Origin of the sequence: Chryseobacterium sp. Leaf201 (assembly GCF_001421435.1) — a bacterium.
Lineage (GTDB): Bacteria > Bacteroidota > Bacteroidia > Flavobacteriales > Weeksellaceae > Chryseobacterium.
In genome coordinates this window covers 1-20443 of the sequence record NZ_LMKA01000052.1, presented here as the reverse complement: position 1 = coordinate 20443, position 20443 = coordinate 1, and the positions used below count along the sequence as shown (strand labels likewise).

The window sequence follows — 20443 nt, the reverse complement described above, 5'->3', positions numbered from 1 at the left end:
CAGATGCCTTAATTACCTAAATGACTGTCTCTCATTGGGTTATCGATCACGCTTTATTTTCGTATTAATTGTTCATTGTTGATTAAATAATTTTCACTTTTCCGGTTATTTTTTTTCATTCTAAATAATTTCCGTCTTAAAAACACAAAAAACGCCCCGTTTACTGAGGCGTTTTTACTATATCTTGATAAAATTTTACAGGTTTATTGTAAATAATTTTCAAAGCAAGCACATTCCGCCTCATTCCATATCATCCATTCATATCCGAACAATCCCTTTAGTGAAGGGCTTCCGCATAGGTTGACATTGATATGTGCTCTTTGTATTGTCATAATTTTGTTGAGGCAAAGATAAATGTTTTTATTAATATTTTAACGTATTTTATGATATTCCAATAAATGATGAGGTATCAAGATCCTAAAACCCACCTTACAGATTTTCATCTTCATCTTCTTCATTCAATAGTTTACCTAATTCTTCAAGATCCGGAAATAAGCTCTTTTGATAGTCTGACAAACTTGGTAGTAGCGATGATTACCACTTCTTTGGCTTCCATTAAAGAAAGCTGAGGAAATATTTCCCTTATTTTTCTAATCGCAAACAATGGACTTTTGTACCTCGTCATCATTTCTTTTATGATTTTATAGATATCCTTACCTTCATGCTTGAAGTAAATATATTTTTTGGTGTAGTCCATTTTTTTTGTATTAATGCTTACCTATTTAATTCCTGAACATTCTGTTTCGCCCCGTCTTATATCTGGAAATATCCTTTAAGATCATATCATCATCAGGATTGAAATGTTTCAGTTCATTAACGATTTCAGAACGGGTAGCTGTTTTTTCGGCAATAATTTCATAGGCGATATCCCGTGTGGCTTTCTGAAGATCGGGGCTTTTCCTGAATTCATATTTCATCGCTTCAAGATACGTGATCTTCTGGTCTGAAGTGGTCTTTTCATACAGATGCCGGATTTCCTGCCCAAGCTTTTTAACATCAGAAATATTGGCAAAGTAATTATTCAGACAGTTGAAAGCATCCTTATTTTCTTTCCAACCTTTCAGCAGTACTTTTTGGGCCTCTGCGGGCAGCTCCATTTTTTTGCGGTAAACCAGTGCCCCTTTTACCATCTGGCTGTTGTTCACATAATCATCGGCAACCATCTGATAATAGGCATTGGCATTTTTCATATCGTTAATTTCCCTGTACAGATCGCCTACTTTTTCTTTCTGCTCCAGTTCTTTGTAAAGATCAATGGCCTTCCTGTACTGTTTTGCTTTTTCATAACACTGGGCTGCTTCGGATCTGTTTTTTAATTTTTTAAGATAGATTACGGCTGCTTCATTATAAAAGCCTCCTTCTTCCAGCGTTTTTGCAGCGCGGTAATGGTTCTGCAGAAGATTCATGTACACTTTTGCTGCTTTTTTGTATTCCTGTTCCGCGATATACTGCCTGGCAAGCTCTTCATATTTATTCCGGATCCTGTCGAAAAGTGAAGATTCTATATAAAAATTATCGCCGCCCGACCTGCCTTTGCGGCCTGATTCCTTTTCTTTTTCTTTATCCTCAAAGTTTTTAAGCACCATCATAATGATGACAGCCACAATCAGGAAAATAACAAGTTTCCCGATCACGCTCCAGAAACTCTCATGAAACAGCTGCGCAAGCATCCCGATTACTTTGAGAAAGACCAGAATAAAAAATGCGGCCAAAAATTTATCTGTAAACCTCTGCTTATTCATCCTTATCCGATTTTAAAATGGTTTTATCATCACTGAAGAGACGGTACAGAAGCAGGACAACACAGATCACCAGCACCCAGACAAACCAGTTGTATCCGAACATTTCAATAAGGGGATAAAAGAGATAAACCAGCATGGCTGTTAAAATTAAAATCAGGATAGCTTTGGTTCTCCCGGGGATGTTTCTGCCTCCGATATTCAGTTTTTTTCTTTTTACGAAATATGAATACAAGCCGACAATCCCCGTCATCAGAACAATTAAGAAAATAATTTCCAGAATATGATGCTTTGTTTCGGAACCCGCCTTTTCAAACGCCCGGAATTTTCCTGCCTGTTCCGGTTTAAATGGAGGCTCCTCATATTCTTTTGTCCCGTACAGCCTTCCCAGGGAATCTTCGATCAGGACCTGCTTCTTTTTCCAGATATGTTTTACAATACCTTCATCAGCAGGTCTCCCTGAACTTACTTTACTTAGTGAATCTGCAATTTTCTTCCTGTACTTTTCTTCATTCTGCACCAGGTATTTTACAATTTTTTTATGGTATACTTTTTTGAGTGAATCCTCAGAACTCTTTATTTCCTGTGCAACCCCGTCTATTTCTTCAGAAATCTTTTCAATAGGCCGGCCTCCGTTCTTCAGATATTCCCGGTAGCTGTTTTTATTATCCTGATCCTTGTACCAGCTTGCCGCCCTCTCATGTTCATTCAGCAGATCCCGCCTTTTTGACCCGTACAGAGAATCAATCTTCATGTCTATATCCGTAACGCCTGACTGATAAGCTACAACCGGTGACATCATATTTTCATCAACCTCTGAAATTTTGCCTGAAGAAGGGGTCTCCTCAGACGGAGGAGATTCAATCATCTGATAGAGTGAAAACCACACCACGCCTACAATAATAAATACCGACCATAAGACCCAGCTGTACTTTGCGGGGGAAAAAGACCGCTCTCCGGAAGTATTTCCTGGAAACAGTTTCCCTAATCCTATTTTTTCTAAAAATTTAAATTTCCCGAAACCGTTGCCTCTTGACGTCCCCATGACATCAAGCGGAATCCCAAGCTCTACTGCCCGGTCGGGATATTTCTCAATGTATTTCAGGTATTTTTCAATTTCCTTTTTATTGCCTGCCATTACCTTTTTCAGGTCAAAAGGAAGATCTTTCATCCATTCTTCTTCCGTTTGCGGTTTCTGAAGGGCTTCCAGGACTTTTTCATCGTCCATTTCCACCGTAAAGCTTTCAATATTCTGTGGGATTTTTACCCCGTTCAGCGGTTTCCGTACCTGATCTCCTGACTGTCCGGGATCCCGGATCAGGGAAAGCCAGTGGATTTCTTCCTCTAATTTTACCAGTCCGAAGTCAGGATGCATGATAAGAAATTCCGTTTCAATACTTTGCCATTCTTCCGGATGTACTTTCGGATAAAAATCTGTGTTTTCCGGAATGAAAAGCCTGTTACCGACACATTGAAAATAAGCATTTTTACCGATTTCGTTCAAAGCTAGATCCGGGAAAACCAGAAAACAGCCGTACAGCACATTCGGTTCAAGTGACGGAACAGGAAACGATCTGACGCTGCTTAATCCTATCCCCAGAACTTCCATTTCATGAAGCCATATCAACGGTGAAGACTCTTTGATTAAAAGCCCTTTTTTAGGATAGTTATTTTTCGGAAAGGGTGTGATTCTAAGCTCCATACTCCAGAATATGTTTAATGAAAGCGTCCATATAATCAGAATACATATCGTCCATTTCCCTTACTTTCAGCTTTGTTTCCTTCGGCAGGTAATATTCCGAACCTCCGAACTCTTTTTCGGTAGCCAATGCCAGATACCCGTAATGGGTGGAAGGGACGTAAAATGCAGGAATATTTTTATTGCTGCTCATAAAGGTCATCATTCCGCGGGAATCCGTAACAACTTCGCTGCCGTCGCCGAAAGTAAATTTATTTTTATGCTGGGCAGACCAAACCGTGATCTCCTCTGTATTCTTATCAAAGCTGTAGGCATTTTCATCATGTTTCGTTAAAGCCCATTTGGATACAACCAATTCATCTGCAGCGTTAATCCCGATTCTGGTAAAATTACTTAATATTTTTATTCCTCTGTCTTTCAACCGGTTTATTTCAGCTTCGTTTTTTACATCATTCCTATAAATCTCGTCATCATTTTTAACCTGTTCAATTGAAATATTCCCTTCTGTACCGGCCTTAAAAACAAAAGGTGCATGCTCTTCATGCAGGTAAAAGCTTTTGTTAAAATAAAGCAGCCTGTAACCCGGCGGGATATTCTGTCCGGTAAGGTTAAGTTCAGAATATTCTTTTGTAACCAGGTTCAGTTTGGAAAGTATATTCCTGGCCGGCCGGTACTGTGCCAGGATATAGTCTCCCGATTTATTTTTGGTGAGTGAAAACTGCCCTCCCGGTTTTACTGAAATATCTTCCAGAACCACTTCACAACCCCGCTGGATACTGGTATTCTGATAAATATTTCTGTTATAATAGTTGTCTGACAAATAGGTTTTCAGCAGTTGTTTCTTATTGCTTAGAATATAAAATTCCCCTTCATACAGAAACGTTTTCATCCTGTCTTTGGGTGTTGGGAACAGCAGCGGGTAGTTTTGCGGAACCAGGACTTTGATTCCGTTTCCGGAACCTGCCTGTCCCTGTTTATGTTTCGGAGGGTTTGCCCACAGTTCTTTCAGTGGGAGCACCATTTTCTGAACATGCTTCCTTGTGCCTTTATGGTGTTTGTAAAAGTTCAGCTCGCCATTTGAGGAAGTGGTGACCAGGAATTTCAGCCGGTCCCTGTTTTCGTGAATGACTCTCTGAAGCTTCTGATGTTCTAAATTTTCCTGATTGGTGATGAAAAAAACTTCCAGTTCCTTTTCCGTATGTTCTTCATTAAAAAACTTTTCCAGTGCCTGGGAAACTTCCAAGACCGGACTTACCTGATTCAGATGATCAATGACTTCATCCGTTGTATTTAAAGAAATCGGAATTATATTTTGTCCTAAAGCAAAAATTTTACATTCCGAATGCGCTTTCGGATGTTTGATAACGGCAATGGCAGATGCAAACGCCAGGACTTTCGGGGTTCCCCAGTTTTTCAGGGAGGTGTCAATCAGGATAATCCTTTCAAAAATATTTTCTTCAGGCGGAACTTCTCTTTGGATGTACAGAGCTTCGTGATTGGCCACCCGGTTCATGAAAACCTCATCTTCATTGGCAAATTCTGACAGCAGCATCCTGTTAAAATCACCTTTATTGGTCATATCAGAAATCCCTCCAATCGGCTGTTCACCGGGAGAAAGATGCCGCATCGGAATTTTCAGCCCGCTCCAGATTCTTTTAATCAGGCTTCCGACCTGGAATGTTTTGGGATCTTCAGTGAGTTCCTGAATAAAATCTTTTCCGTTGTCAACAGTGGTTTCCTCCTGAACTACTTCGTCTTCCAACCCGGGAATATCAACGACGCTTTTCAGCGATTCAATGATGGCTTCCGTGGTTGAAAATGTATTCTGAAGAAGTGCTAAAACTTTAATATCATTGTTAACGACCGAAAATGTCAGTGGTTTCTTCTCTGCCGATGCGGAAATTTTGTACGGCCTTTTTTCGAAAACCTTTATGATTAATTCTGAATTGCCGGCAGAAAGAATGTTATGCGTATTTTTAAAAACGGTCTTTAATAAGACCATTTTATTCTGTCCTTTTTTAACTGAACTTCCAAGGCTGTTCAAGTTCTTCAGGAAACGCATAGCCGGTTCAATATCATCCTTTTTCTCTGTCCCGAATGATTCGCTATGTTTTTTTAAATAATAAAAAACACCATCCATATTAAGGTATCCATCCTGCAGAGCATATAAAACGAGGAGCAGTGCACCGAAAGGCGGAAACCCCTGGTCTTTCAGTTCCTTTAATACCTCGATGACATAAGGCCTGTAGGCAATAGCCCCCACATTCGGGATCGAGATAAGGTTGTTTTCATGATAGCCCGAAGGGTCAGGAACATCTTCATCAGTGGTCCATTCCCAAAAATACCCTTCATATGACTGGAAATACGCTTCTAATTCCATTCCTGTGATTTTTCGGTGAGACGGAATGAGCTTACGGACAATTTCCGGAAATCGTTTTTAGTAACAGATATATAACTTCCGTCTTCGTTCCAGACAAGCCATTGGTCCAGTGTTTCATTGTATTTTTTCTGAAGCAGGATACTTATATTTTTAAATTCAAAATCAAAACCTGCCGGCAGAAGATGGCCGTCTTTCGTCCAGTATGTTTTTCCCGGGAAACCCAGTAACGGGGTTCCTAAAAACAGTGCTCTGTTGTTAATGACTGTCCAGTCTATTTTTTCGAGTTTAAATTTAGGCAGGGTAATCATCAAGTCTTTAATTTCAGCCATAGGAGATAATAAAGCAACCGCAGGCTGCACTTCTTCGCCGGGTTTCAGCCTGACCGTAATTTTTTCATCAATCCCGAAAAAATTGTTGTTGGACAGAGGGAAAGTCAGCCGTAATGCCTGATCAATGGCCGTCCACAGCAATGCAGTCCGTACTTTTTTACTGGGAACGAGTGCCTCTTTCCGAAATAAAAGCCCTTCTCTCAATTCATACAGCAAAAGATTGGGCAGCTGTTGAATTTCCGGTGAAGCAGCCTGTTCAGCGGTAAAACCTTTCAGCCAGATCACCTCTTCTTCCAGTGCGATCTGGATATTTTTCCAGTCACGAACCGAACCGAGAACATCTTCATCAGCACGCGGAAGCTCTGCCCAGAATTCTTTTACAGGCTCTGAAGGATCATTTGCCATAGACGTTCAATTTCCTGTTGAATATACTGTTTCTGTTCAGGGTTCCTGATCCAGTCGCAGCGGGTCTGGAGGTATCTTAATTTATCTTTGATTACATTCTGTTCTTCAAAACCCAAAGTTGCGCTTTCCCATTTTCCGACCAGGATTTTCACGTCTTTCATGATCTCTTCCGGATTCGGCGCTTTATTCTGCAGTGCCTGCGGATGGGATTTCGGATTATCGTCTTTTTCAATGGTCCGGTTGATGATTCCTTCCAGAATTTCAATCTGTTCCTGAGTATCCCAGATATGTTTCAGCACCCACAGGTCAGATAAAACGGCTTCGGTTCTTCCGCAGATCAGGGCACTTGCTGCAATCAGGTTCTGCAGTTTCACAGCCCTACGGTCGGAAATCGCAATGCCTGTATTCCTGAGGCTGATGATGGTATTGAGGTAAACTTCATACACCGGTTTTAGATCAACGCTTTTACAAAGACTCTGAAGTTCCCTGATTTCGTCCGTGAGAATTTCGGGTATTTCCGTTTCTGTAGCATTTTCCAATTTCCTTCCAGCCAGAAGTACCTGCTGAAGAAGCTCGGGATGTACATAATCCACATTGATCCGGATCAGGAAACGGTCGAACAGGGCATTTAATGCTTCATCTTCCGGAAGCATATTGCTGGCTCCCACAAACATCAGGGCCGGAAGATGCCGGGTTTCTTTCCCTCTCTTAAAGACCTTCTCATTCAAAGCCATCAGGAGTGAGTTCAGAATGGCAGAATTGGCATTGAAAATCTCATCCAGAAAAACCATGGAGGCTTCCGGCATCATGCCTTCGGTATTAGTCAGCAGTTCCCCTTCTTTCAGCTTCCTGATGTCAAAAGGCCCGAAAATTTCGTTCGGTTCCGTAAAACGGGTCAACAGGTACTCAAAGTTTTTCCCGTCTTTAACGGTTTTTGCCAGCGTTCTTACAATAGCAGATTTTGCTGTTCCGGGAGGCCCGTATAAAAAGGCGTTTTCCCTGGCCAGCAAACAGATTCCCAAAAGGTCTACCACATCATTCTTGCCGACAAAAGTGTCTTTGACGTAGGTAAGGACTTTATTTAATTTTTCAATATTCTGAGTCATTAATTACATTTTAAAATTTCCGCCTTTTTCTATTCCTCATTTCTTTTTTTAAAGGAAAAAGCAATTCTCCGGTAAGGCACCGTGATATCGAAATACAATTCAGATCCATCTTCTAACGTTAAAACATCCATATACTTACCTTCACTTTCTATTAATTTTTGCTGAACATGCTTTTTTCTCAGATGAAACTGTAAAAAATCAGTCTCGTCTGAAACCCTGGTTACAATATATGGATTCTGCATGGTTCCATCTCCGGTCTTTTCAATACAGTTTAAAATATGATAGCAGATAAACATGATACTTTCTGCTGCTTTTGTATTTCCGGTTTCCTTTAAAGAAAGGTATTTTATAAAATGTGCTCTGGGGCTTAACAGCACATTAACGGTAACATAATAATTCAGTTTTTCATACGCTTTATCCTCAAACAGTTTTTCCATAATGGTTAAATCCTCAGAATAAGGATCATAATCCGGACTGTTTATCACCAATTCCCTGGATTTCAGAAAATTTTCCTTGGTAGGATTTTTTACAAAATCAAATACGGTTTCCTGGCTCATGCTCTTGTGTGTTGCTAATTTTTAATTCTTTCCAAAACTCATCTTTATACAGTCCGAATTCCGCCATCAGCAGATGATTGATGTATGGGATTTCTGCCAGCCTGTAATCTTTTTTCTCTACAATTCTTTCAAGGTATAACTTCCGGTAGGTAGTATTGCTCAATTCTTCTTCCCAATTTACTTTTTCCAGGTTCAAATCAGACCCGATCCCGGAATAATGAAACTGCACCAGGATAGTTTCCAGCATCCTGACCAACGGATCTTCAGGATCAGCGTTTTGTAAGACCGCCATCATCTGCGGCAAAAACCTTAACGATAAATCTGCCGACAGGATTGAAGAAACATCCCTTTTTCCGGTAAAATCAGGAATTAATTTCCCGAGGCTGCCGGATGTATCTTTTCTCACCAGGCACAGCTGTGCACTGTGATACAGCACTTTCGCCGCCCATACTGCGGATTCTTTATGAAAACTGACCTGATCCGACAGAAATTCCAGCCGTTCTTTTTCAAATTCAGATTCAAAATAATCTGCGGCATCTTCCTCTTCCCTTGCAGAGATTTCCTGAAGGTCTGTATAAATGGTCATGCTTTCTTCCTTGCGGAGCAAAAACAGGGTATTTAAAAAAGGAGATCGGTTTTCCAACATCTAACAAAAATAAAATTATTTCCCCGGTAATAAAATTTTATTTAATGATTAGCCACCTATATTTCAGGCTATATTCCTAACGAAAAAAATATTCCTCTCTCTTGTGTACGTTAGGGCCACTGGTTATTTTAAAAAAATACATTTACATTTGGGCATGCAAAAAAACCGCGGAAAAAATACAGGTGACGATCTGCTTTTCGGTGCAGAAAAGCAGACCGGAAAACTGAAAATGGCAACTCAGGACATGCATTACCTGTTAAGCAGAGGATATGCTGAAAAAGCATCTTCGGAACTCACTGGAAACCGCTACCGTCTTAAAACCCGCCAGATCCAGGCAGTCCGTGCTGCTTCCGCCTCAGAAACCCAGATCCGGACCAGGGCAGACAAAGAACTTCAGATTTCCGCATTACAAAGTACAACCGTGCATCTGGACGGCTTTAATATCATCATTATCCTGGAAAGCCTGCTTTCCGGGGCTTATATATTCCAGGGAGCAGACAGCTGTTTACGGGATCTTTCCGGTGTGCACGGAACATACAGAAAAGTAAACCAGACCTTAAGATCCATCGAACTCGTTGCTGCATTCTTTCAAAAGTCGGGAGCCTCGAAATTAATCTGGATTTTCGACAGGCCTGTTTCCAACAGCGGCAGGATCAAACAGATGGTCCTGGATTTTGCCCGTGAAAATGAGCTGAACTGGGAAGCTGAACTGGAATTTAATCCGGACAGGTTTCTCGTGGAACATGCAGATATTGCCGTCTCTTCAGATGCCTGGATCCTGGACCATTGCCGGAACTGGTTTAACCTTGCCGGATACTTAATTGAAGAAGAAAAACTTGATGTTAACCTGGTAAAAATGGTTTAATCATGGATTTATTCAACAAATACCTCCCATTATTTTCAGAAGCCTGGAAAGAAAAATACCAGTCTGTTTTAGCTGAGGAGCATCTGTATAGCATAAGCAGTAACATTCAAAAATTTAAAACCGGAACGTTAGAATGGGATCTGCCTTTCTTTCATGAAGAAATAAAACCCGACCGTGCCGAAAGCTTCCGCATTTTTATTAATATTCTTGAAAGCAGGGATGCTGATGAACATAAGGCCCGGCAGATGGAGCAAATTCCTTTTGAGCACTGGCTGAATATCCTGGGACAGCGGGTTACCTCAGCCAGCATCCGGGACGAAAATGCCATTCCGCCGTCGCGGACTGTACTGATTGAAGCGTGTGAAAAACCTTTTAACAAAGAAGTGACTATCGCACAGCGGGCATGGGAAAAACATGCCGGCAGAACGGATGACCAATTCTGGGGAGACATAACAGGAAACAACAGGCAAAAGCAGCAGAACGTGATGGAGAAAATTCATTTTATTTTAGACCACACTACATGGTGGAACGTCTTTTTTCATTATAAGCACGGATTGGTTTTTGAAATCAGGGAAAAAGGCGGGCACGGTATCCGGTGGAGCCACGGCGGAGAACAGCTGATCGGGTTTCTGGAAGTTTTTATTAACGAGTAATGATCCGGGATTATCACAGAAAAAAGTACTTAATCTGGTCTGTCGGCATATTAACCTGACCTGTTCTTTTAAAAGATGATAAGAGCTATAAATTCAGGATTTCATAACATTTTTCACAGGTACGTAAAAACATTGCGCACTCCACAGATAATTTTGCCATTGTAAAATAAAAAGCAATGGATTTTTTTCATCAACACTTTACGCAAAATGAATGGGAATCATGTCTCAAGGTTTTGAATGCCCTGAAAGATGAGCCGTTCACCAATCCTGACAACCTTGTTTTTTCAGGGCTGATTAGCAAGATCCATAAAAACGCCAGAAAACAGAACCGCCAGGAAAGCTATTGGGAAATGAAATCGCACGACCTTGAAGTCAGTGCTGAATCGTTTCTGATGAAGAAAGCCCTTGCAGGAATTTCTGTTTTTTATGACGATCATAAAGACGAAACCCAGCTTACCCGGCTGCAGATTCCAAAGAACTGCTACTGCTGCAACCAAAGCTACCGGCATGCCCATTCTTTTTATACCAGGATGTGCCCGACATGTGCTGGAGAAAATTATGAAAGGCGTTTTTTATCAGCAGATCTTTCGGGACGGAACGTGATCCTGACGGGAGGCCGTGTAAAGGTTGGGCTGGCAACAGCCCTGAAACTGCTGAGAAGCCATGTCAACCTGGTTTTAACGACCCGGTTTCCGGCCCTGGCCCTGGAAACGCTGCAGCAGGAAGCCGATTATGAGAAGTGGAAAGACAGGCTCTGGATCTATGGTCTGGACCTCAGGAATTTAAAGGCAGTTCAGGAATTCACAGATTTTTATGCCTCGAATTTCAATACGCTGGATGTGCTGATTAATAACGCGGCACAAACCATAAAATATCCGGATGAATATTACCTTTCCGTCATCAGACGTGAAAATAAAATGCTGGCGGAATATAAAAACCATAAAAAACTGTTTCCGAATGCCACGGCCGTTTCAACCGAAATCGGGACACTGGAATATGCATGTAATGAAGAGACTGACATTGCCCTTACCCGTTTCGGACAGCCTGTAGACAACCGGGATAAAACGAGCTGGAACTCTACCCTGGAAGAGGTTTCCCTGTATGAACTGGTAGAGGTAAACCTGATTAATCATATCGCGCCTTATTTCCTGATCAAGGAATTAAAGCCACTGATGAAAAACTCATCTTTTAAAGAAAAATTCATCATCAATGTTACTTCTTCGGAAGGGATTTTCAGTTATGAAAACAAAACGGTTTTCCATCCGCATACCAATATGACCAAAGCTGCCCTGAATATGATGACGCTTACTTCGGCAAAAGAATTTGAAAAAGACTGCATCTACATGAGTGCCGTAGACGTTGGATGGATCTCCACGGGAGCAACGGAAAGCTTAAGAAAAAAACAGTTTGAGCAGGGGTATATCCCGCCGCTGGATTCTGTAGACGGTGCAGCAAGAATTCTGCATCCGGTTGCGGAAGGGATTAAAGGGAATTATTTCAGCGGTGTTTTACTGAAAAATTATAAAGTTCACCCCTGGTAAAAACAGAGAAGCGTTAGTTCAGCAGGAAGAATGCCGCCCTGTCACGGCGGAGGCCGCAGGTTCGAGTCCTGCACGCTTCCCAAAAACTGAAACGGTAGCTCAATGGAAGAGTACTGACCTGCCAAGTCAGAGGCTGCGGGTTCGAGTCCCGTACGTTTCTAAGGAGTACATCGTTCCAAACGGAAGGACACTGATTTCACTGATCAGAGATGCAGGTTCGATTCCTGCTGTACTCCCGGATAAAAGCATAAGTTGTAGTTTAATCCGGAAAAACATGTCCTTACCGGACAGGTTGCCGGTTCAATCCCGGCCTTTTTGTGCTTTATTAAAAAACAGAATATCATGATTAAAAAATTACTGGTTTTTTTCGGAATTATTGAAGAAGTCCGAACGCCTGTTCAGATGCAGTGGAAAGAACGGCCAGTGGCTGAAGAAAAGCTTCAGGTGGCTGCTCAGAAAAAACCGGAAATTATACCACCGGTTCAGAGAAGGGCCGTGAGAAATAAAAACAGGATCAGAAATATTGATGACCATACCGAAAATTATAAGGAGTACTGCCTGGAAAAGACCGGGAACCAGCACATCCTGAAAGCCCGGAATTATAAAATAACCGGCAAAAATGATGGTACGGAAGTATTTTTTATTCCTGAAGATGCTTTTATTATCCATCAGGAACATGACATACTCTGTATAGAGAAAGGATATTTTGTAAAGTATATCCAGCAGGAATATAACCCGATAACCCAGCTCAACGAAAATGCCTACGACTAAAGCGATAAAAAACTGTAAAATCTTTTCTGAGAAAGAGGCGCAGGAAATCAATACCGATGAATACTCATCCTTGGAAATCTATTCTAAGGACATGGTCTTTGATTTCACGGAAGTCAACGGTAACCTGCTGCTGCGCGGTGAAGGCTGCTGTTTTCCGAACCTTGTCAAAGTAAAGGGAAACCTGTCTGTGGATGCACCGGGCTGTTCACTTCCCGTGCTTAAGACTGTGGAAGGGAATTTTACGCTGCACTGCCCTGCAGCACTGGACGGGCTGGAGAAAGTAAAAGGAAACATCAAATGTATCATTGATTTCAGCTTCCCGCATTTAATGACTGTCGGAGGAAGTATCAACCTTAAAAATTCGGCTGTTTACGCAAGGGGTAAAAAATTAAAAAAAGGAAGAATCGTTATTCCGGTTAATCATCAGTATGAAATTGATATTCTGCCTGAAGACGGTATTTTCAATATTGATATTTTTGGCAATGACCTGGTTTTTCCTCATCGTGAAATTCTCGGAGCGGTTACTATTTTCGGTAAGCATATTTCTTTTCCGAATCTGGAATTCATTCATGGCCCGCTTGTCATGGGAAACCGTGAAAAATCAGTGCATGAATTTACCCATCATTTCCCTGTGCTGAAAAAAATTACGGGCAGCCTCAGGTTTGAAAGTACGAAAGCATCTTTTCCGCAGCTTCAGGAAACCACCGGAAAAATTCATTTTGAAAACGGCTCCTATATCAATTTCCCGGCACTGGAAAAAACAGGAACCATTATGATCAACCGCAACAGTGCTGCTGCTTTTCCTATGCTTCATGAAATTCACGGCAACCTTCAGAACCACGGTTCTGAAACCTGTTACCTGGACATGCTTGAGAAAGTAACCGGAAATTTTAATACGGATCAGATAATTGCAAAAAATCTGGTTGAAGCGGGAACGCTTATCATGCATAAATACTGCGAATTTAACCATCTGAAAAGAATTAACCAGAGGCTTGTGTTTAACGGCACCGTACATTTCAGATCTTTGGAGTACATCAATTATCTGACATCAGACCGACAGAAAGGATCAGAATTTCCGTCACTGAAAGAAGTAAACCATTATCTTTATGATGAGAATGAGGATTATGAAGATCTGGCTGACAAGATCTATTTTAAGGTGAGAGACCGGGTTTATATCACAAAGGACGAATGTATCATTTCAGGGTCATCATTGGAATATAATGTCCCGGGGTATTGTATCCATTCGCTGCAGAAGCTGGTTTCCGTTCTGAAACTGAGGCACAGCAGCTTTCAGCATTTTGTCACCCGGGAATATGAACGGGAATGGACGAATTACAGCTCATCTTATTTCCTGAACATTTTAAATAAAATTGAAAAACTCTGGGATAAAACGGAGCCGATAAAGCCTGAAGCGTTTTTTGATTCTTATGACCGTGAATTCAGGCTTTTCTGTTTCAGTTATGTGGGCGTAGGAACTTTAATGAAAAAACTCGGGGCCTTAAAAATCAATGAAGCGCAAATTCCGGTAAATTATTTTCAGTATGACAGGAACGGAAATGAATCTTCCGTAAAAAAGATAAACCACTATGAAGTATACGCCGTTGAAAACAGCAGGCTCGGCCTGTATTCCCGGGGAACAGATAAACATTCGTACGCCGTAAAATGTTGGTGCCCGTCCACGGGAAATGAACACTGGCTCTGGATAGAACCGCAGTATAAAAACAATGCTTTAACGGCTGTTGCGTCCACCTTCAGGATTCATGAAAATATTATTCCGCATATCAGATGCCTGAAAAGGCAGGGAGACCTGCTCATCTGTGAATTAAAAAAAGAGGTGAGCCCTGAAGGGAATATAAGGCCGTTAACCGCTACGGAATATTTCAGCCTTCTGGAAGCTGAAACCTAATCAAAGAAACAGTAGTTTAACGGAAAAACATTCCACGCACAGGAAAGTTGCAGGTTCGAATCCTGCCTGTTTCTGTTTTAAAGTGATGGCATTATGAAAAACGTATATAACAAAGGGACTTTCAGAAGTTATGAATGGGGGAAGATTCCACCCTATCTGAAAAAGTACGGCAATAAAAAATGGAGAAGAACGGAAAGTTCTGAAATAGAAGACCAGCTCAGTGAAACCGTCAGATTTTTTAAACAGAGAAGAAAAAGGAGAAAGTTAATCCGGGCTAAAATTACAAGAGAAATTAACGGAAGAACAGATTCCGATTACAGAAGTTATTATTCTGAAAAATCATTTAAAAGCTCAATAAGCCGGGCACATGTAACAGGATATTTTTTAATTAACAAAACCTCAAAAAAATGAATACACTGATTGATATCGGTATCAATTTAACCAATAAACAGTTTCACAACGAACATGAAGAAATTATCAACCGTGCCCTGGATCACGGTGTGGAACAGATGATCCTTACCGGCACAAGCGTACGCGGGAGCAGGGAATCTGCAGGGATTGCAGAAGATTATCCTGAAATTTTATATTCCACGGCAGGCATTCATCCTCATGACGCGAAGTCTTTTACCAGGCAGAGTATTCAGGAGCTCAGAACATTGCTGGACCAGAGCCATGTGGTTTCCGTAGGGGAATGCGGACTTGATTTTGACCGGGATTTTTCGCCGAGGCCCGTTCAGGAAACGTGTTACCGTGCCCAGCTCGAACTGTCCATTGAAGTTAACAAACCGCTTTTCCTGCATGAAAGATCTGCTTTCAGAAGGTTTAATGATATCACGGATGATTACCGTTCCACAATGCCGGAAGCGGTGGTCCATTGTTTTACCGGAACACTGAACGAAGCAAAAAGATATCTTGATAAAGGTTTTTACCTGGGATTCACGGGAGCAGTAAGCGATCAGAACCGGTTCAGCCATCTGGAAGAAGTGATCCGGTATGTCCCGCTTGACCGTATGATGATTGAGACCGATGCACCGTTTATGCTGCCGAAAAATATGCCGCGGATGCAGCACCGCAGAAATGAACCTGCATTCCTACCCTATGTGGCCCAGGCGATTGCCCATCTAAAGAAAATCAGTATTTCTGAAGTGGCTGATGAAACCACAGAAACGGCCCGGAAATTTTTCAGGATATAGAAAAAGAGCTCAGCACATCTGCCAGGCTCTTTTGTATGTTAAAATGTATATAAATATACTATTTACAGTCCTTTAATCGCCGATTCCAGCGCAAGCTCCATCATAGGCCTGAGGGCTCTTTCCCTTTCGCCGGCGGAAATTTTCTCGTGGGTCGGGATAATATCCGTTACGGTAAGGATGGTGGCTGCATTTTTCCCTAAATGCTGCGCATTGGCAAATAACCCGAACGCTTCCATTTCCACGGCCGGACAGTTGTACTTACCAGCAATAGCAGGAACAGTCGGATCTTTCCGGTAGAAAATATCACTGCTGTGGACATTGATGGATTTTGCCTCTAATGCAAGTTCACCGGCAGTCCGGTTCAGTGTATTAAAGATCGTTCCCTGGTGGGACAGAATTTCCTCTTCAATTCCCCAGGCATATTTTGCGTAGGTACTTTCACTGGCCGCTTTTTCTACATTCAGGATATCAAAAAGCTTAAGATCCGTACTGTATGCCCCGCAGGTCCCGATCCGTATTATGGTATCGACTTCATATTCGGTAAACAGCTCAAAAGAATAAATCCCGATGCTTGGGAAGCCCATTCCGCTCGCTCCTACGGTTATTTCTTTCCCTTTATAAAAACCTGTGTAATAAAAAATCCCTCTTGTCTTGCTGACCAATTCGGCATTTTCAAGATATTTTTCGGCAATGAACTGTGCGCGGAGCGGATCTCCCGGCTGCAACACGACTTTGGCAATCTCTCCTTTGCCGGCACTGATGTGAATACTCATACTGTTATTTAATGGAGCAAAGATAAAAAGAAAATGCTTTATGGCTGTAAAGAAACTTTGTCGGGAAGGTCGGGAAAGGTTATTATATTTACAGGCATCAATCCGATAAAATTTTAATATAAATGCTTAATTTATTCTGACTATAAAAAGTCTTATTTATATCAAATAAAAAAGCGCCTGCAGTGCTGCAAGCGCTCAAAACTCTGTCTTCTTCATCATACATCAACCATTATATAAACAGTTCCACCATTTCATTTATTGTGTTTTCACCTTCATTCTCTTAAGTTCTGCAGAGCAAACGATCTTATATAATCCAGCAGATTTAACATCTTAATAAAACCATATAATTTTATTTGAAAAACTGTTATTCTGATAATTAAAACTCAAACTCACCGATCAGGATACCGTCGTCAGTTCTTTTTCCATCTGTTTGCTGATTCTGGAACACCACTATTTTTCTTTCCTGTTTTCCGGTGGCATAATTGATAAAGACTTCCGCCATAATTGCTGTCGGCCCAGCTATGCCTGTCTGACGTTCCCCGAAGAAATTGGTCTGGATTTTATATTTTCCTTTAACGGCTTTTTTCAGCAGGAACTGTTCCGGGCCGAAGCCCCTGGTAAAATCATTGCTCAGCCTGCCGCCGATTTCCGTTTCCTTGTGGGAATAATAGCAGCGTTCATTGTTGGGATCCGTTACCCAGAGGTCGATGTCCGTATCATCTTTGTTCCAGCTGATCACTACCCTTACGTTGACCGGAAGTTCTGCGATGATTTTCGGATTGATGTTTTTAAGATCGAGCTTATCTCCGTACCTACTGATCAGCCTGTTGATTTCCATGATAACGGTTTCTTCAATTCCCTGGTCGCGGTCGGCCAGTTCTTTTGTATAGGATTGGTTGAGAATCTTATACAGGTTATCCAAAGCCTGCTGATAATTTCCGGTGTCTTCCAGAGCCAGGGCATAATCCCGGTAACTCTGCGGATCGAAAGGCCTCCATTCCAGGACCTTTTGGGTTGCCAATAATTCCTTGTCGTAGGCTTCAGCCTGTTTCAGCCTGTACGCCAGTAATTTATACAGCTCTTCGTTTTCAAGGTCAAGATCAGCGACGGAGCTCAATACTTTCAGGCCCGCTTTTCTGTCATTATTTTTAAACAGCAGCTGGGAAACATCAAAATAATACTGAGGCAGGTTCTCGTATGCTTTTCTGTTTTTAAGATATATTCCATAGATCATTTCCGGATTTCTGATCCCCCTGAACACCTTCATGTATTCTTCGCCTGACGGTATATCCGAAATAATGATTCTCCCCGAATTCATAACATCTGATAATTTATCCTGCTCATATCCCGTGCTGATTTTTATTCCCGGTGCTCTTCCTTGTAATGTTTGCACTGCATTACTGGAGGCAAGAGAAGACATTTCTTTTGTACTGATCTGCGGCTGTTCCCGAACCCGCTCGGAAGTCACAACAGTGGATGCGGAAGTAACCGATTGTGCGCTTCTTTTTATCCCTAACGCGCCTGTTAACACCACTTCTTCAATCCTGTTGTCAGGCTGCGAAACCTCTATGGCCTCGTCAGATTGTAGGCTTTCGTTTTCTCTTCTGTTTCCGGATGCGCCCGTTACCACAACTTCCTCAATTCTTACCCGTCTTCCGGTTACAGAATCTGTGTATCCGGGATCCCGGTCAGGTTGAGGATACCGTTTGGGCTTTTGACGGTAATCTTTTTTCCACCATGCTTTCAGGTTTTCTGTTATGGCTTCGGCATCGCTCATCAGGTCATTCACTCTTTCTTCTTTTGCGGCACGCCTGCTTTTCACCATTTGATCGAATGATGCTTTCAGCTCTGCAGGCGGGGCAATATCATACCGTACATAGTCTTCCACATTCTCCAGTACCATCAGGCTCATGGAATTGCTGACCAGGCCAAACTGCCGGCTGATGTTTTTAATTTCGGTTTTATTCTGCTTTTCAAATATTTCCAGTTCGTTCAGTTTCTTCTGGGCCCAGAATTTTGAAATTTCCCAGTCTTTTACCGATTGTCCGGCAGCATCCAGCATGACGGTTTTCACCTCTGTCACTTCGTTGCCATAGCCGAACTTCAGCTTAACCGCAGCCTGGTTTCCTTTTAAAATACCGGTCAGGACAAAATCCTGTGAGATGGTCTGTTTCAGCGAAGGATATACTTCGTCAACGGACGGATTGCTTTCAATGCCTAAAAACTTCAGCGGCTTGAACAGTAATTTCCTGACTTCCTTTTCAGGATCATTTTCATTGAGGTTCAGGAATTCGCCGCCTGTTCTGTTGCTGATGAATTTCAACCGGTTGAAATTTGCAGTATTTGATGAAGAGACGGTATATACCGGTTGTTTCCAGTCCAGTTTCAGTTCTCCGAAAGAAGCCAGCCCGTCGGTAAAAAACAGGATCTCATCTCCTTTTACCGGCTGCAACAATCCGAAATCAGTTCCGCCGTCATAGGTCACCTGTGACAAATACGATTTTAAACGGCTCCAGTCCCCGTTCCTGACAGTAAAGCTTTTCCCTTCATCAAATGTATTGCTGATGAAATAAATTTTTACCGACAGATTTTTATGGGTCTGAAAATAGGCTTCCAGCAAAGCCAGTTCTTTGGCATGGTCACGTTTGATTCCGCTTAATGAATGATCCCATACGATGGCCAGTTCCCCCGGAAGTTTTTTCGGACGTTCATTGGGGCTGATGTTCAGGTTGGCCAGGAAATAGGATGCATTGCCGGAAGCTTTCTGGATAAGGATATTCTGACTGTCGCTGCCCCGGGGAATATTGATTCTCAGATTATGCCCCGGTACATAGTTGGTTTTATGGATCTCTGCAGTCCAGGCATTGCCGTTTTTCACAAAATCAAAGCTGCCGTCCGGTTTTTCTTCAAGCTGAGGAGGAGCGGCATTCTGAAAAACAGTGGTTTTGATATGGAATTCCGGAATTTCAGATGAATAATTCAGGGGCAGAAAATACAGATAGCCGTTTTCTGATCTTTTCAGCTCGTCATGATAGGTAATCTGAACCGTCCTTTCGCCTCCGTTGGCAGCAATCGGGTAAATGGTGGTCCGGAAGTTATTGCCTTCCACTTTTTCCAGAACACCCGGGTCAACATTTCTTTTCCTGATGGTTTCATACACTTCTTTGGCCTTTTCTTTTTCTACCGGCACAGCACTGCGCAGCTTCCCGTTGATATCCAAAGCATATCCGCTGGCATTAATGCCTTCCGGAAGCGGAAAAGTCAGGCGCCCTTCTCTTAACCGATTGGAATTGTTTTTAAAGACCATCGTCACAACATGAGTAGAAAGGCTGCCTGTGATCTTGGTTTCGATCATTAATTTCTGAAGGACTACCTGCTTATTTTTTGCATACCCGCCTTTTCCGTCCGCCGTTTCAATCACCGGAACCTGCGCTAAGCAAACGGAAGAGACAAGAAACAGGAATTGTATATATAAAGTTTTCATAAGATAATTTTTAGGTTTATCATAGCTTATACTGATATAGATGCGGAAACCCGGGAAAGGGTTGGGACAGACGGTTAAAGTTTGTACGGATTCCCTGTATTAATTATAATTCCTCTTATATTTTATCCATTAATTTATTCCTATCACGACAGAGAAGATGATGAATATATATTATTGAAAAGTTGTTAAATAAAGTACAGAAAGTTATGTCGGAGAATTAAAATCTGTTACCTTATGAGAATAATTCAGCTTCAGGAAGGGAAGAATACTTTATTTAAGTCGAATAAGAAAGGACCGATAAAATTAGATTATTAAATATAATAATCCAATTTTAACTTTTCTAATTCTTAATTGGTTAATAGCATTATAAGTGCTGAGAATGTAATTTACTCAATT

17 protein-coding genes and 3 tRNA genes are annotated in these 20443 nt (G+C 41.7%); 10 read left to right on the top strand and 10 right to left on the bottom strand.

What is annotated here, in order from left to right; genetic code table 11:
• Nucleotides 1-478: 478 nt before the first annotated feature.
• From ASE55_RS04345 to ASE55_RS04310, 8 genes are read right to left on the bottom strand one after another with little or no spacing between them, the layout of a single operon-like run.
• Nucleotides 479-697: a hypothetical protein gene (locus ASE55_RS04345; protein ID WP_056216024.1), complete on the bottom strand. Its 219-nt coding sequence runs from the start codon at nucleotides 695-697 to the stop codon at nucleotides 479-481.
• A 25-nt stretch (nucleotides 698-722) separates the two neighbouring features.
• Entirely contained in the window at nucleotides 723-1742 is a 1020-nt protein-coding gene (locus ASE55_RS04340) for a tetratricopeptide repeat protein (protein WP_056216022.1), read from the bottom strand.
• The gene (locus tag ASE55_RS04335) at nucleotides 1735-3441 is read right to left on the bottom strand and encodes a hypothetical protein (RefSeq protein ID WP_056216021.1); all 1707 of its coding nucleotides are present in this window, start codon (nucleotides 3439-3441) and stop codon (nucleotides 1735-1737) included. The genes ASE55_RS04340 and ASE55_RS04335 overlap by 8 nt, the downstream gene beginning before the upstream one ends.
• Nucleotides 3431-5818, bottom strand: a complete 2388-nt coding sequence (locus ASE55_RS04330; RefSeq protein ID WP_056216019.1) for a hypothetical protein — start codon at nucleotides 5816-5818, stop codon at nucleotides 3431-3433. The genes ASE55_RS04335 and ASE55_RS04330 overlap by 11 nt, the downstream gene beginning before the upstream one ends.
• Complete coding sequence (locus tag ASE55_RS04325) at nucleotides 5809-6552, bottom strand: hypothetical protein (RefSeq protein ID WP_056216017.1); 744 nt, start codon at nucleotides 6550-6552, stop codon at nucleotides 5809-5811. The genes ASE55_RS04330 and ASE55_RS04325 overlap by 10 nt, the downstream gene beginning before the upstream one ends.
• The gene (locus tag ASE55_RS04320; RefSeq protein ID WP_056216015.1) at nucleotides 6525-7658 is read right to left on the bottom strand and encodes an AAA family ATPase; all 1134 of its coding nucleotides are present in this window, start codon (nucleotides 7656-7658) and stop codon (nucleotides 6525-6527) included. Before ASE55_RS04320 ends, ASE55_RS04325 begins: the two co-directional genes overlap by 28 nt.
• Before the next feature lie 29 nt (nucleotides 7659-7687).
• Nucleotides 7688-8215: a DUF4919 domain-containing protein gene (locus ASE55_RS04315; RefSeq protein WP_056216014.1), complete on the bottom strand. Its 528-nt coding sequence runs from the start codon at nucleotides 8213-8215 to the stop codon at nucleotides 7688-7690.
• A complete protein-coding gene (locus ASE55_RS04310; RefSeq protein ID WP_238584992.1) occupies nucleotides 8193-8861 on the bottom strand; it encodes a hypothetical protein in 669 nt (222 codons plus the stop codon). The genes ASE55_RS04315 and ASE55_RS04310 overlap by 23 nt, the downstream gene beginning before the upstream one ends.
• Nucleotides 8862-9015: 154 nt before the next feature.
• Between ASE55_RS04310 and ASE55_RS04305 the strand changes: the two genes are divergently transcribed.
• The 10 genes from ASE55_RS04305 to ASE55_RS04260 all read left to right on the top strand — a co-directional run bounded on the left by ASE55_RS04305 (nucleotide 9016) and on the right by ASE55_RS04260 (nucleotide 15790).
• Nucleotides 9016-9726, top strand: coding sequence for a DUF434 domain-containing protein (locus ASE55_RS04305; RefSeq protein WP_082474341.1), 711 nt, complete (start codon nucleotides 9016-9018; stop codon nucleotides 9724-9726).
• Nucleotides 9727-9728: 2 nt separating this feature from the next.
• On the top strand, nucleotides 9729-10379 hold the full coding sequence (locus tag ASE55_RS04300; protein WP_056216010.1) for a hypothetical protein: 651 nt from the start codon (nucleotides 9729-9731) through the stop codon (nucleotides 10377-10379).
• A gap of 176 nt (nucleotides 10380-10555) precedes the next feature.
• The gene (locus tag ASE55_RS04295) at nucleotides 10556-11920 is read left to right on the top strand and encodes an SDR family oxidoreductase (RefSeq protein WP_056216008.1); all 1365 of its coding nucleotides are present in this window, start codon (nucleotides 10556-10558) and stop codon (nucleotides 11918-11920) included.
• Between the two features lie 7 nt (nucleotides 11921-11927).
• Nucleotides 11928-12000: transfer RNA gene (locus ASE55_RS04290), tRNA-Asp, on the top strand.
• Between the two features lie 8 nt (nucleotides 12001-12008).
• A tRNA-Gly gene (locus ASE55_RS04285) sits at nucleotides 12009-12080 on the top strand.
• A gap of 182 nt (nucleotides 12081-12262) precedes the next feature.
• On the top strand, nucleotides 12263-12691 hold the full coding sequence (locus tag ASE55_RS04280; RefSeq protein WP_056216006.1) for a hypothetical protein: 429 nt from the start codon (nucleotides 12263-12265) through the stop codon (nucleotides 12689-12691).
• Nucleotides 12678-14597 carry a hypothetical protein gene (locus ASE55_RS04275; RefSeq protein ID WP_056216004.1) on the top strand — a complete coding sequence of 640 codons (1920 nt, stop codon included), beginning with the start codon at nucleotides 12678-12680 and terminating at the stop codon, nucleotides 14595-14597. Before ASE55_RS04280 ends, ASE55_RS04275 begins: the two co-directional genes overlap by 14 nt.
• A gap of 5 nt (nucleotides 14598-14602) precedes the next feature.
• Nucleotides 14603-14671: transfer RNA gene (locus ASE55_RS04270), tRNA-OTHER, on the top strand.
• A 19-nt stretch (nucleotides 14672-14690) separates the two neighbouring features.
• Nucleotides 14691-15008 carry a hypothetical protein gene (locus ASE55_RS04265; RefSeq protein ID WP_056216002.1) on the top strand — a complete coding sequence of 106 codons (318 nt, stop codon included), beginning with the start codon at nucleotides 14691-14693 and terminating at the stop codon, nucleotides 15006-15008.
• Nucleotides 15005-15790 (top strand): TatD family hydrolase, encoded by a 786-nt coding sequence (locus ASE55_RS04260; protein ID WP_185116272.1) that lies wholly within the window; start codon nucleotides 15005-15007, stop codon nucleotides 15788-15790. Before ASE55_RS04265 ends, ASE55_RS04260 begins: the two co-directional genes overlap by 4 nt.
• 62 nt (nucleotides 15791-15852) lie before the next feature.
• On the opposite strand, the gene deoD is transcribed toward ASE55_RS04260, so the two are convergent.
• Nucleotides 15853-16563: a purine-nucleoside phosphorylase gene (gene deoD / locus ASE55_RS04255; protein WP_056216001.1), complete on the bottom strand. Its 711-nt coding sequence runs from the start codon at nucleotides 16561-16563 to the stop codon at nucleotides 15853-15855.
• A 376-nt stretch (nucleotides 16564-16939) separates the two neighbouring features.
• A complete protein-coding gene (locus ASE55_RS04250; RefSeq protein WP_056215998.1) occupies nucleotides 16940-20047 on the bottom strand; it encodes a VIT domain-containing protein in 3108 nt (1035 codons plus the stop codon).
• Between the last annotated feature and the right edge of the window lie 396 nt (nucleotides 20048-20443).

Bases quoted from the DNA above. Each gene is read 5' to 3' on its own strand.
- ASE55_RS04275 (WP_056216004.1), top strand. From the start codon at position 12,678: ATGCCTACGACTAAAGCGATAAAAAACTGTAAAATCTTTTCTGAGAAA.
- ASE55_RS04265 (WP_056216002.1), top strand. From the start codon at position 14,691: ATGAAAAACGTATATAACAAAGGGACTTTCAGAAGTTATGAATGGGGG.
- ASE55_RS04320 (WP_056216015.1), bottom strand. From the start codon at position 7,658: ATGACTCAGAATATTGAAAAATTAAATAAAGTCCTTACCTACGTCAAA.
- ASE55_RS04305 (WP_082474341.1), top strand. From the start codon at position 9,016: ATGCAAAAAAACCGCGGAAAAAATACAGGTGACGATCTGCTTTTCGGT.
- ASE55_RS04325 (WP_056216017.1), bottom strand. From the start codon at position 6,552: ATGGCAAATGATCCTTCAGAGCCTGTAAAAGAATTCTGGGCAGAGCTT.
- ASE55_RS04295 (WP_056216008.1), top strand. From the start codon at position 10,556: ATGGATTTTTTTCATCAACACTTTACGCAAAATGAATGGGAATCATGT.
- ASE55_RS04335 (WP_056216021.1), bottom strand. From the start codon at position 3,441: ATGGAGCTTAGAATCACACCCTTTCCGAAAAATAACTATCCTAAAAAA.
- ASE55_RS04300 (WP_056216010.1), top strand. From the start codon at position 9,729: ATGGATTTATTCAACAAATACCTCCCATTATTTTCAGAAGCCTGGAAA.
- ASE55_RS04280 (WP_056216006.1), top strand. From the start codon at position 12,263: ATGATTAAAAAATTACTGGTTTTTTTCGGAATTATTGAAGAAGTCCGA.
- ASE55_RS04340 (WP_056216022.1), bottom strand. From the start codon at position 1,742: ATGAATAAGCAGAGGTTTACAGATAAATTTTTGGCCGCATTTTTTATT.
- ASE55_RS04315 (WP_056216014.1), bottom strand. From the start codon at position 8,215: ATGAGCCAGGAAACCGTATTTGATTTTGTAAAAAATCCTACCAAGGAA.
- ASE55_RS04345 (WP_056216024.1), bottom strand. From the start codon at position 697: ATGGACTACACCAAAAAATATATTTACTTCAAGCATGAAGGTAAGGAT.
- ASE55_RS04260 (WP_185116272.1), top strand. From the start codon at position 15,005: ATGAATACACTGATTGATATCGGTATCAATTTAACCAATAAACAGTTT.
- ASE55_RS04330 (WP_056216019.1), bottom strand. From the start codon at position 5,818: ATGGAATTAGAAGCGTATTTCCAGTCATATGAAGGGTATTTTTGGGAA.
- ASE55_RS04310 (WP_238584992.1), bottom strand. From the start codon at position 8,861: ATGTTGGAAAACCGATCTCCTTTTTTAAATACCCTGTTTTTGCTCCGC.
- ASE55_RS04250 (WP_056215998.1), bottom strand. From the start codon at position 20,047: ATGAAAACTTTATATATACAATTCCTGTTTCTTGTCTCTTCCGTTTGC.
- deoD (WP_056216001.1), bottom strand. From the start codon at position 16,563: ATGAGTATTCACATCAGTGCCGGCAAAGGAGAGATTGCCAAAGTCGTG.